Annotated in this window: 12 protein-coding genes; 2 read left to right on the top strand and 10 right to left on the bottom strand. The window is 45.5% G+C overall.

Annotated features, from left to right (window positions below; all coding sequences use genetic code 11):
* Positions 1-532: 532 nt before the first annotated feature.
* From tatC to rmuC, 7 genes are all read right to left on the bottom strand, one after another.
* Positions 533-1285: a twin-arginine translocase subunit TatC gene (tatC, locus tag R8O11_RS18750; RefSeq protein WP_318194345.1), complete on the bottom strand. Its 753-nt coding sequence runs from the start codon at positions 1283-1285 to the stop codon at positions 533-535.
* A gap of 68 nt (positions 1286-1353) precedes the next feature.
* Complete coding sequence (gene tatB / locus R8O11_RS18755) at positions 1354-1752, bottom strand: Sec-independent protein translocase protein TatB (protein WP_318194346.1); 399 nt, start codon at positions 1750-1752, stop codon at positions 1354-1356.
* Between the two features lie 3 nt (positions 1753-1755).
* On the bottom strand, positions 1756-2001 hold the full coding sequence (gene tatA / locus R8O11_RS18760) for a Sec-independent protein translocase subunit TatA (protein WP_005382958.1): 246 nt from the start codon (positions 1999-2001) through the stop codon (positions 1756-1758).
* Between the two features lie 52 nt (positions 2002-2053).
* Positions 2054-3688, bottom strand: coding sequence for a ubiquinone biosynthesis regulatory protein kinase UbiB (gene ubiB / locus R8O11_RS18765; RefSeq protein WP_005379226.1), 1635 nt, complete (start codon positions 3686-3688; stop codon positions 2054-2056).
* Positions 3685-4320: an SCP2 domain-containing protein gene (locus tag R8O11_RS18770; RefSeq protein WP_005379213.1), complete on the bottom strand. Its 636-nt coding sequence runs from the start codon at positions 4318-4320 to the stop codon at positions 3685-3687. The genes ubiB and R8O11_RS18770 overlap by 4 nt, the downstream gene beginning before the upstream one ends.
* Before the next feature lie 11 nt (positions 4321-4331).
* Positions 4332-5111, bottom strand: coding sequence for a bifunctional demethylmenaquinone methyltransferase/2-methoxy-6-polyprenyl-1,4-benzoquinol methylase UbiE (ubiE, locus tag R8O11_RS18775; RefSeq protein WP_005379210.1), 780 nt, complete (start codon positions 5109-5111; stop codon positions 4332-4334).
* Positions 5112-5188: 77 nt separating this feature from the next.
* The gene (rmuC, locus tag R8O11_RS18780; RefSeq protein WP_005379209.1) at positions 5189-6721 is read right to left on the bottom strand and encodes a DNA recombination protein RmuC; all 1533 of its coding nucleotides are present in this window, start codon (positions 6719-6721) and stop codon (positions 5189-5191) included.
* A gap of 168 nt (positions 6722-6889) precedes the next feature.
* Between rmuC and R8O11_RS18785 the strand changes: the two genes are divergently transcribed.
* Together R8O11_RS18785 and R8O11_RS18790 are read left to right on the top strand one after the other, a co-directional pair.
* Positions 6890-7795, top strand: coding sequence for a DMT family transporter (locus R8O11_RS18785; protein WP_318194347.1), 906 nt, complete (start codon positions 6890-6892; stop codon positions 7793-7795).
* A gap of 194 nt (positions 7796-7989) precedes the next feature.
* Complete coding sequence (locus R8O11_RS18790) at positions 7990-10437, top strand: EAL domain-containing protein (RefSeq protein ID WP_053349760.1); 2448 nt, start codon at positions 7990-7992, stop codon at positions 10435-10437.
* Positions 10438-10455: 18 nt separating this feature from the next.
* Here R8O11_RS18790 and R8O11_RS18795 read toward each other — a convergent pair whose 3' ends face one another.
* From R8O11_RS18795 to R8O11_RS18805, 3 genes are read right to left on the bottom strand one after another with little or no spacing between them, the layout of a single operon-like run.
* Entirely contained in the window at positions 10456-11526 is a 1071-nt protein-coding gene (locus R8O11_RS18795) for an AI-2E family transporter (RefSeq protein ID WP_318194348.1), read from the bottom strand.
* A gap of 45 nt (positions 11527-11571) precedes the next feature.
* Positions 11572-11898 (bottom strand): hypothetical protein, encoded by a 327-nt coding sequence (locus R8O11_RS18800; protein ID WP_005379200.1) that lies wholly within the window; start codon positions 11896-11898, stop codon positions 11572-11574.
* Positions 11888-12400, bottom strand: coding sequence for a hypothetical protein (locus R8O11_RS18805; protein ID WP_318194349.1), 513 nt, complete (start codon positions 12398-12400; stop codon positions 11888-11890). The genes R8O11_RS18800 and R8O11_RS18805 overlap by 11 nt, the downstream gene beginning before the upstream one ends.
* Between the last annotated feature and the right edge of the window lie 33 nt (positions 12401-12433).

Genomic DNA, 12433 nt, shown 5'->3' on the forward strand with positions numbered 1-12433 from the left:
AGTTCTTTTAGTTGTTGATTTCATAACACTCTCCAATTTTGGGGGTAGAAAGTGTCAACCTTATTTAGGACGGCACACGAGAATTGAAAAAAGCGACGAAATCAACGTCGCTTTTTTATCACCTAAACTATTGAATGAACGATTCAACCCGTTGAAGTAGTAGAACAATCCATACAAAATTATTGATAAACATAATAATTAACTAGCAACTCTACTTACTTCTCATATCGTCACTTTACTTCGTCCGCTTTGCAAAACTGTCGACAACTCGACACATTATTTTTCTATACTGATTTACGCCCATTAATTAGCACAAATGTAAAACAGCATGAATATGGAAGTTGAAGTGTGTACACATGGTGCTTACTTACAACGCGTACCGCGCAGTTTTTTTCAAAAGCTGCTGGGCATCAAGGAAGTATACGTATGCACAAAATGTGGTTACGTCATGAAAGTTAAGTAATTAGCCCAAGAAAAAACCAACCGCAAAAAAAGCGGCTCAATTGAGCCGCTTTTCACATCTAGATTAGCCTTATTCTTCGGGTTCCGCTTCTACTTCTTCGCTTCGACGAGTATAAAAACGCGCGAAGAACAAACCGACTTCAAACAGTAAACACATCGGAATAGCGAGTAAGGTTTGCGAGATCATGTCTGGTGGCGTTAACACCATACCTACGACAAACGCAGCCACTATAATATAAGGACGTTTCTGTCTTAAATCTTCTGGTGTAGTGGCCCCAGTCCAACACAACAAAATAATCGCAACAGGCACCTCGAATGCGATACCAAACGCCATAAATAGCGCCAGCACAAAGTCGAGATAACTCGAGATATCAGTTGCAAACTCTACTCCACCAAGAGAGATGGCGGTAAAGAAGCCAAACACCAATGGAAATACCACGAAGTAGGCAAATGCCACTCCACAGTAGAACAATAGCGAACTAGAGAACAGCAATGGCATGATCAATCGACGTTCATGCTTGTACAAACCTGGCGCTACAAATGCCCACACTTGATACAAGATAAACGGCACCGCAATAAATACCGAAGCAATTAACGTCAGCTTAAGTGGCGTAAAAAAAGGTGACGCTACATCCGTAGCAATCATGGTCGCGCCTTCAGGTAGACGTTCTACTAAAGGTGCGGAAACAAACTCGTAAATGTGGTTAGAGAAATAAATTAGTCCAACAAACACGACCAACACTGCGAGGATTGAACGCAGTAGTCGGTTGCGAAGCTCCAACAAATGACTAATTAAAGGTTGTGTCTGCTCGACGGTAGACATGGCAAACCTCTTATTAAAAACCAGATCAAAAAGGAGCTACCAATCACTAGTAGCTCCTCCTAATGAGACTATTCGGCTTTCTTATCTGCCGCTGTAACCTTGATCTCTTGCGCTTTCACGGCCTCTTCGACTGCTGGCTCTGTTTTTACAGGCTCAGCCTCTGAATCGGTGTTCTTTGCGTAAGGACGATTTACAGATTGCGCTGCCTTCTTCAACTCTTCAACTGAAGATTTCAACTCAGGGGACAAATCATCCATCCCCATTTGTTCTGCTTTGCGCAAGTTTTCTTGCAGCTCTTGGACTTTCAGCTCGTGTGACAATTCGTCTTTGACGCTATTTGCCATACTCTTAGCGGCACCGATAAAGCGAGACACGCTGCGAATAGCATGAGGCAAACGCTCCGGCCCAAGAACGACCAGACCAACAACAGATATTAATACCAGTTCCCAAAAACCGATATCAAACACGTTTTACGCCTGCTCTTTGTCTTTTTTCGTTTCAGGAGCAGCTTCTTTTTTCTGCTGCTCTTCTAGACTTTTTGGTTCGAAGTCTGCGTCTTTGTCATTTTTCGCAGGTTCATCTTCGCTCATCGCTTTTTTGAAGCCCTTAACGGCACCACCCAGATCGCCACCGATACCGCGTAGTTTCTTTGTTCCGAATAGCAATACAACAATTACAGCAATGATTAGAAGTTGCCAAACACTGATACCACCCATTCTCTTTACCTCGGGTCTTTAAACAAACAAAAATATTTCAAGAGTTTAACGTCTATTGACGATAAGCTCGCCAACTAAGCAGCCAAAATGTGACACCTGCGATACCGCAGGCCAACGAAAGCTGCTCAAAAGCATCGTTCACCAATATTGCCGAGCATACGACTAAAGTCGCGCCAACGCCAAACAAAAACTTTCCTGTCGCCTGCTGGCGCTTGCTCTGGCGATACCCTTGATAAAGCTGATCCATACGTTGATTCATCGCTTTACCTTGTTTCAGGCTATCGTAAAGCAGCTCTGGCAGTTCAGGTAATTTCTCTGCCCAAAATGGTGCGCGGTCTTTAATCGCATTCACTAGAGCTTGCGGCCCAACTTGATTCATCATCCATTCTTCCAGGAATGGTTTTGCGGTCTCCCACAAATCAAGTTGAGGATATAGCTGCCTACCAAGCCCTTCCACATACAACAGCGTTTTTTGCAACAGTACAAGCTGTGGCTGAACCTCCATATTGAATCGACGTGCCGTATTGAACAAATTCAACAACACATGACCAAAGGAGATTTCGCACAATGGCTTAGCAAAAATAGGCTCACACACAATGCGAATCGCGAACTCAAACTCATCGACATTGGTATCCGCAGGCACCCATCCTGAATCCACATGTAACTCCGCCACTCGGCGGTAGTCACGATTGAAAAACGCCAGGAAGTTTTCCGCCAGATAACGCTTGTCTTCGCTATTAAGTGTACCAACGATTCCGCAATCTAGCCCTATCCACATTGGGTTCTCTGGATGTTCGGGTTTGACGAACACATTACCCGGATGCATATCAGCATGGAAAAAGCTGTCTCGGAACACCTGAGTGAAGAACACACTCACACCGCGTTCCGCGAGCAATTTCATATTGGTGCCATTTGCTTTCAAGCCTTCAATATCAGAGACTTGAATGCCATATATTCGCTCAGAAACCATGACAGTTTCATTACTGAAGTCGGGAAAAACTTCAGGAACATACAATTCTTCGCTGCCCTCAAAGTTGCGGCGCAACTGAATGGCATTCGCCGCCTCACGTCGCAAGTCGAGTTCATCAAGCAGGGTTTTCTCGTACTCACGCACGACTTCAACTGGTTTTAAACGACGTGCTTCAGGCATCGCTCCGGCGACTATACGCGCCATTCGGTGCATCAGTTTTAGATCTGAATCAATGACTGGGCGAATATCTGGGCGGATAACCTTTAATACCACTTCTTGGTTAGTGTCTTTTATGCGCGCAGTATGTACCTGAGCAATCGACGCAGACGCCAGTGGTTTGATATCAAACTCGGTAAACCATTTTTCTAACGGACCACCTAATGCTTGCTCCATCTGCTTTTTTGCCAACTCGCCATCAAAAGGCGCGACTTGGTCTTGAAGTAAAGCTAGGGGATCAGCGATATGCGGAGGAAATAAGTCACGGCGCGTCGACATCATCTGACCGAACTTAATCCAAACCGGCCCCAGCTCTTGCAGTGCTAAACGCAGACGTTCACCGAGTGGTTTTTCTGGGTGCTTGTTCTTAATCCAAAACAAGCTTTTGCGCAGTAAAAGCGGAGCTTTGGTCAGTTGGTGATCGGGAAGCAGCTCATCTAAGCCGTATTCCAGTTGTACTTTGGCGATGTGGTATAAGCGCTTTAGTTCTGCTGGCGTCATGGTTTCTCCAATGCAGGCTTATCTGCATCCAGCTTATTCAGCAAAGCCGTTAAACGAGCTTCAATGCGAGAAGCCTGGCTGCGAACCTCATCAACTTGGTCACAGAAATAGGCCACTTCTAACGGAGCGGGAGCCAGTTTCCATTCTTCAGTCACTACTTGCGCAAGATGACGCTGGTGTTTTTCTGCTTGAGACGCAAGAAAGTTGCCGATGTTTTTTGAACCTTGCACAAAGGTATGTGCGGCGACATCGCCAGTCACGCGAGACAACCACTCTTCAACATCTGGTTTGCAATCCACCATCAACTGAGAGAATTTCTGCGCCAATTGAATATCGCCTTCGAGTTCAAGTTTATCTTGTTTAATAAGACGAGTGATGTTGGCCTGATCGCGCAGCTCTGGTAACACACTCAAGTTGAGCGATAGATAGCAGTTAGGCTGCCCTTCGTAATGACCAAGCACATCAATTTGCTGACTAAAAACGAATGTCAGTGTTTTATTGATCTCTTTCAGGTGAACTTGAATAACTTGACCTTTTAGACGCGCTAAACGACGGCCCAATGCAGGGTCGTCTTTGATCAGTGTATTCAGTGACGTTTCAATCACAGCGGTGATAAGTGGTTCAAATGGCATGCCGTTAACCCTTAGAATTTATAACCGCGATGCAAAGCCACAATACCACCAGTTAAGTTGTAGTATTTGGTGTTTTCAAAACCTGCGTCTTGCATCATGCCTTCCAGCGTTTCTTGGTCTGGATGCATACGGATTGACTCCGCTAGGTAGCGGTAACTCTCTGAGTCATTCGCAACTAGCTCACCGATTCTCGGCAACAAGTGGAATGAATATGCGTCGTATACTTTCGATAACGGCTCTAGCACTGGTTTTGAAAATTCCAACACCAATAGACGGCCGCCTGGCTTCAGTACGCGGAACATTGAACGAAGCGCTTTGTCTTTGTCTGTCACATTACGCAAACAAAAACTGATGGTGATAACATCAAAATAATCATCAGGGAACGGCAGTTCTTCTGCGTTGGCTTGAACGTAATGCACGTTACCCACAATACCGTTGTCACGCAGTTTATCGCGACCAACGTTAAGCATTGAGTTATTGATATCGGCAAGGATGACATGGCCTTCATCGCCAACAATGCGCGAGAATTTCGCCGTCAAATCCCCCGTACCACCACCTAGGTCAAGAATACGCTGGCCAGGGCGAGCGCCACTACAATCGATAGTGAAGCGCTTCCAAAGGCGGTGAATACCACCTGACATCAGGTCATTCATGATGTCGTATTTTGTTGCCACGGAGTGGAATACTTCGGCAACCTTAGTCACTTTTTCGTCTTTTGCCACTGTAGAGAAACCAAAGTGAGTGGTTTCATTCTCTAACGCTGTATTGGATTGCAAACTTGTGTCCGTCATTCTAATTCCTCTTAGGCAGCGCTTTCCTCTACGGGGCGTTTGTTGACAAATAAAATCGCCCACTGCACTGCGGGCGATTAGTTTACTTTATCCTCAGCCGGATGTCTTTCTACTAACGGGTCATTTTCTGAAAATGCATCACTCTGCGCTAACTGCGCGAGGTCGGAAGAAATCGGTCGTTTAATTTCAACTCCCAAGTGTTTAAAGCTTTCGGCTTGGCGAATCACATTTCCGCGCCCTGTGGCAAGCTTGTTCATCGCACCTTGATAGCTTTGATTCGCCTTATCCAGCGCACCACCGAGCCCCTCCATGTCGTCTACAAACAATCGTAATTTGTCGTAGAGTTTTGTCGCACGCTGCGCAATCATTTTGGCGTTTTCATTTTGGCGTTCATTGCGCCATAGATTATCAATGGTGCGCAATGCCACCAGCAACGTTGTTGGGCTCACCAAAATGATGTTTTGCTCCATCGCGTCTTTGATCAAACTTGGATCGGCTTGAATCGCGACTTGGAACGCCGGCTCAACCGGGATAAACATCAGAACATAGTCCAAACTCTGAATACCTTTGAGTTTGTGGTAGTCCTTCATGCTTAACCCTTTGATATGTGCACGTAGAGCGGCTAAATGCGCATTCAAAGCCTGATCGCGCTCAGCATCAGTTTCGGCGTTGAAGTAGCGCTCATAGGCAACCAGCGCCATTTTAGAATCCACAACCACTTGTTTGTTTTGTGGGAGATGAACAATGACATCAGGTTGGTAACGCTTGCCAGCTTCATTTTGTAAGTTCACCTGAGTCTGATATTCGTGCCCTTCACGCAAGCCAGATTCGGCAAGTACCCTAGCGAGCACCACTTCGCCCCAGTTACCTTGCTGTTTGTTGTCCCCTTTCAACGCTTGGGTCAAATTAACCGCTTCGCGCGTCATTTGCTCGTTCAAACGTTGCAGGTTTTTCAGCTCATGCACTAAGGTATGGCGCTCTTTAGCTTCTTGACTAAAGCTGTCATTAACGTGCTTTTTGAACCCTTCTAACTGTTCTCTAAGCGGTGACAACAAGCCTTCTAAACTCTGACGGTTTTGCAAATCGACCTTCGCGGTTTTTTCTTCAAACAGTTGATTGGCCAAGTGCTCAAATTGTTGTTTCAAGCGTGCTTCTGCTTGTTCTAAAATTTGCAGTTTTTCGGCATTAGCTTGGTTAATTTGCTCATGGCGAGCTTGCTGTTCACGCAGCTGCGTTTCTAGACGTGATTTGTGTTCACGCATTTGGCCAAGCTCATCAAAGTATTGCTGGCGCTCTTGCTTTACAGCCTCGAAGTAACGCAGTTTTTCCATTGCTGCCATCAGCTTTCCATGTGTTTGGCGTACTTCAAACGCGGCTTTATCGCGCTCATCATCTAATTCATCCAACTCTTGCTGAGCATCGGCAAGGCTTTGCTTGACCTGTTCAAGTTGCTGTTGATGAAGCTGTTTTTCTGAAACAAGTTGTTGCTCGAGAAGCTGAGTTTGGGTGATAAAACGCTGTTTCACCCACCAACCGGCAGCGACACCACTAAGCGTGGCAGCACAAAGAGAAGAGAGAATGAGAGATTGGTACTCAAGAATCCATTGCATAATAGCGAGTTAGCCTGTGTTTTGTATCTATAACAATGGTATTTAGACACTGGATAAATGTCCAGTTTGTTGGATGAAAAATCCTCGCATACACTAGGCCTTCCTATAATATTCTTTCTTCCGCTCAAATTATCCAAACCGAGCGGCACATCATCACGCAGAGGCATCATGAACGAGCGTCGCGCCCTAGGATTTGGGCTCTCAGCAGTATTACTTTGGTCTACCGTTGCAACCGCATTTAAACTCACGTTGGCAGAATTTACGCCTATTCAAATGCTATGCATTGCCAGCATCGTCTCTGCGATTGCGCTAACAGTAATCTGTGGTGTGCAAGGTAAATTGGGCCAGTTAAGTGCTACATTTTTCTCAAACCCTTGGTATTACCTACTGCTTGGGTTGATTAACCCTTTGGCGTATTACGTTATTCTGTTCAAAGCATATGACTTGCTGCCCGCATCTCAGGCTCAAGCGATCAACTACAGCTGGGCCATCACCTTAACGCTAATGGCCGCTGTTTTCTTAGGACAAAAGATCCGTGGTAAGGACTGGCTGGCTTGCGGTTTTAGTTATGTCGGCGTGATAGTGATTGCCACACAAGGCAATCTTTTAGGCATGGAATTTGAGAGCCCGTTGGGTGTTGGTCTTGCGCTGCTATCAACGCTGCTGTGGGCCGGTTACTGGATTTTAAATACCAAAAATAAGGCCGACCCTGTGGTTGGCGTTCTGCTCGGCTTTTTGGTCGCTATTCCATTCGCCATTGGTTTAAGTCTTTATGAAGGTGCTGGCTGGCAGATGATCTCAGCTAAAGGCTGGGCAGCGGTGACGTATGTCGGACTGTTTGAAATGGGGATCACTTTCGTTTTGTGGCTGAGCGCACTCAAATCAACGCAAAACACCGCGCGTATCAGTAATCTGATCTTTGCCTCTCCATTTATCTCACTCATGTTGTTAGCTACCATCATCGGCGAAGAAATTCACCCTTCAACCTTGATTGGCCTAGTATTGATCATCAGTGGCTTAGTCATTCAGCAAGTCTCATGGGGCAAGAAAACCAAAGCGATACACGCTTCTTAATCACCTATCAAAAGCCCTAAAAAACGATGCAATAAGTTGGATAAAAAAGAGATATAGATAACATTTTAATGATAGAAAGCACTTTACGCTGCTAGGATTTAGCTACGCGTTGGATACGATACTCACAAAGCCCAATAGCTTACGCTAGATTCTAATATAATTACCTTTGGGCGATTTAGGACTCGTTATTAATTATGTTTCGCTTCGCTATTCCTTCGCCTTTGATGGCAGACTGGCAACACGTTCTGCGACAATGCTGTAATGTAACTCAAGCTCAGGGACAGCTTTATACTCTGAGCGATACTCAGCAGTGGCTATCGACTGAGGTGTCCACCTCAACCCAAAATCATCGTGCTATCGTCGATGTGATAACGCAAGTTGTCGATCACTTTACGCCGACAGATTTTACAGTTAGCCATACCCCCTTTGAAGAGCAAACCTTGAGCATTGGACCGATTTGGCTACCTAATGGCGAATTGCTTGCCGTACTGACACTGACTCACCCTAATGATCAATCAACGGTTGTTTCGGCATGGCTAAGCGCAATCGCGGGGCGGATCAGCTTTGATATCAACTTGCACTGTCAGCAAGAACAAACGCGACATCAAAGCGCGGAAATAAAGCCAACACCAACACTACAAGAGTTTATCGACTGCCTTGAAGACCACGTATGGATAAAAGGCATGGATGGTCTTTATTCGATGACCAACCGAAGCGTAGAAAATGCGTGGCAAAAAACCAACAGTGAAATCATTGGCAAAGACGATTTTGCCCTGTTTAGCCATGAACGTGCGGAAAAATTCATTGATGCCGATAAATTGGTGGTAGCCACTGGCACGCAAAATATTGTTGAAGAATGCCGTCAAATTGATGAAAACAATAACCCCACTTGGCTAGAAACCATTAAGTCTCCTGTCCGTGATCATGCGGGAAACTTAATCGGCATTCTGGGGATGACACGTAACATCACCCGCCGAAAAATGGTAGAAACGCAGCTCTCCTTAGCGTCCCAAATTTTCAACAATTCGCAAGAAGGCATGGTCATTACAGACCGCAATGCCAACATTATTGATGTAAACACGGCTTTTACCCAAATTACAGGTTACCGCTCTGAAGAGGTGATAGGAAAAAACCCACGAATTCTGCGCTCAGGTCATCATGATCAAGGTTTCTATCAACAGTTGTGGCATCAACTCGAAAACAAAGGCCAATGGAAAGGCGAATTCATCAACAGAAAGAAAGATGGCAGCATTTATCCGCAATTAGCGACCATTAGCGCCGTAATGGACGATAAAAACCACCTTATTAACTACATTTGTGTGTTTGAAGATATCTCTGTGCGTAAGGCACACGAAGAAAAGCTGCAGCGCATGGCTTTTTACGATCCATTAACCAATCTACCTAATCGCACTCATTTACTTAGCTTACTCGAGCAACACATCGAAACCGGACACAAAAGCCAGCAGACGTTTGCCACCCTATTCTTAGATATCGACCATTTCAAACACATCAACGATAGCATGGGCCACTTCTGTGGTGACCAATTGCTGTCTAAGTTAGCGATTCGTCTGCAAGATGTGCTTCACCTCAATGCGCATGTGGCTCGCATTGGCGGCGATGAATTTGTGATTATTTTGCCAGACATCCATAGTGATGTTTCCTTATTGGAAACCGTCGGCGATATTCTAAGCGTATTCCAGCAACCATTCGACTTGGCAAACCACGACTCACTTCGTGTCTCGACAAGTATTGGTATTGCCTTGTACCCAAGAGACGGTCAAGACAGTGAAACCTTACTGAAAAACGCAGACACCGCGATGTACTTAGCGAAGAAAAATGGACGCAACGGCTACGCGTTTTACTCACCGGATTTGACCGATAAATCCGTATCCCATGTACGCATTCAATCCGCTTTGCATCAAGCAATAGAAAAACAACAACTCCGGTTAGAATTCCAACCGCAATACAATTTGGAACAAAATACGATTGTCGGCGTGGAAGCTTTATTACGCTGGCAGCATCCAGAGTTTGGCCTTGTACCACCAGCAGACTTTATTCCAATTGCAGAAAAAACAGGGCTGATTCAAAGCATTGGTGAGTGGGTGTTACAACAAGCCTGTTTGCAAGGTAATGCTTGGCTGGACCAGGGCATCGAGTTTGGCAAAATCGCCGTCAATGTTTCTGCATTGCAGCTTCAGCAGTCAAATTTCATTCAGCGATTAAGTACTATCCTCGATAACACCGGATACCCTGCCCAACGGTTAGATTTGGAGATCACAGAGAGCTTTTTACTGATCGACCCTCAACAAGCCATTGCATCGTTAAATCAATTACGAGAGCTGGGTATTGAGATTTCTCTGGATGACTTTGGAACTGGCTATTCGTCTTTGTCTTACTTGAAAGGTTTGCCAATCAACAAACTGAAAATTGACCGCTCATTTGTCAGTGATGTCCCAAGTAATAGCGACAGCAACGCGATTGTGAATGCCATTATTGCCATGGGAAAAACGCTGTCGTTGAAAGTCGTCGCGGAAGGGATAGAAACTCGGGAACAAGCCGATTATTTATTCGAAAAAGGCTGTATTTATGGTCAGGGATATTTATTTAGTCAGCCAGTGAGCGCTGAAAAACTGTTTCGTTGAACCAGCTTGCTCCTCAAGTCACTCTCGCGGTGCCACGTCCGCGGAGGTGATTTGTTTTGCTTGATTTTGGGTTGATTGGCATAGCTCTAGACGCTCAACCAAAATATTGATACAAACCAGCAACGGCACACCGATCAATAGTCCCATTCCGCCCCAAAGCCAGCCCCAAAAAACAAGCCAAACAAAAATCACTAACGGGTTTAAGTTAAACCTTTTCCCCAATAGTGTTGGTGTAACAAACTGACTTTCAATCAAATTGAGCAGTAAATAGATAGACACCACCGTCAGCATAAAACTGACCGACTCCAACTGAAGATAAGCAACAAAGCCAAAGCTCACCATGGATATGACAGGGCCGAGGTACGGCGCAAAATTCATCACGCCTGCAAATGCGCCCCATAGAAATGGATCTTCAAGGCCTAGAACAAAAAACACGGCCCCGACACTCAACCCCAGCCCAGCATTCACTAAAGTGATGGTGCCAATGTATCGAGATAGGTCTTTCTGTAGCGCTTTGACCAACTCAATCGCTTGGCGCTGTTTGGCGAACCCATGTAAGTAAGACACTGACTTTCGAAATAAGCTTCGTCCATGATTGAGCATAAAGTAAACCATAAACAGCACGATCATCGCTTGTGTCAAAATCGTCGGCGTAGTGGTCGCGAGCGTTTTTACCAAAGAAAATACGGTGTTGTTCCCGACCTCATCCATACTCATATCGTTGGCGATATTCAATGGAGTATTAAGGTGATCAGCCGAAGCTTTAGTAACTTCGCTTACTTCTTGCGACACATTTTTCACGATACTGGGCAGCTCAGACCACCATTGCTTGGCGGGCTCCGACATGGCGGCAAGACCAATAATTGAGGCGCCAACGAGGAATGACAGCGTCAACACGACGGTAATAGCACGTGGTAAACCTTTGTCTTCAAGATAATTAATGAAAGGGCTGCACAGCAGAGAAATAAAGGTGCTAAGCACAATAGGTAACAATATTGGCTTGGCAAAATACAGCCCTGGGACGAGTAACAGGACGAGAAGCGTTGCACCAATCGCAGTGTTGGCAGGAATGTTCAATTTCGCTGTCATAATAAGCTCAGAATCGGTAAGAAAATTTTGCGGTGAAATCCGCTATTAGAGTGGTTCGCCCTCTGTCGTCGCAGCGTTGCTTACTTGTGTTGCTGCATTTCCATTTTGCTCCGCATCTGACTCATCCAGAGAAGCTGCCGCGACCGGCTTTGTGAGCGAATCGGTAATATCAGACACGCTGCTAACCAATAGCCCCATTGACGAAATAGAAGAAGTCAGTCGAGACAATCGACCTGCTTTTGCTGCGGTAACGGCAACGACAGCACTAATGCCTAATGTCGTCCAAGGGTTTTCTCTCACAAACTTCTTGGTGGTAAACGTGAACATTTCCATCGACAAACAACATTGCTCTAGAGATGCTTTACCTTCCATCCGCTTGATCCGCATGGCTCGATTGAGCTTTTGTAGCGAGCGCATCCCACCCCTCCTGTAATTGTTCTGTCGTATTTTTGAATCCAAGAAATCCAACTAAACGCTTCTGCCACCAGGCTAAAGCAAATAATGCCAAGCCTAATGATGTGATAAATACACCCACGGCAACATATACGTTGGCAGTTAACTGATAAGCCACCACCCCAGAGGCAAGGCACAAACTGAATACGAACAGTACCGACAATAGGGTAAAAACAACGGTACACAGCAAAATCTGACGCACTGCGGACACGTTAACTTTTATCTCCAAGAGGAACAAATCCAACGTTGAACCTGACCATGCTTTTAGCGATTTCGTCAGTTGGTCCAATTGCGCAAGAATGCTGCTCAAACCATTAATGGTTTGTTGGATATCCTGTTCTTCTGCCCCATCAGGGGCTCGGCCGCTGTCTGAAGCCGCCGAGCCTGATTGCTGATTGGTAACTTGCCCTGAGTTATTCATGTGAAGCCTCGCCTTTCTGTTGTGTGGCTTAAT

The organism is Vibrio sp. 1288, from assembly GCF_033344475.1.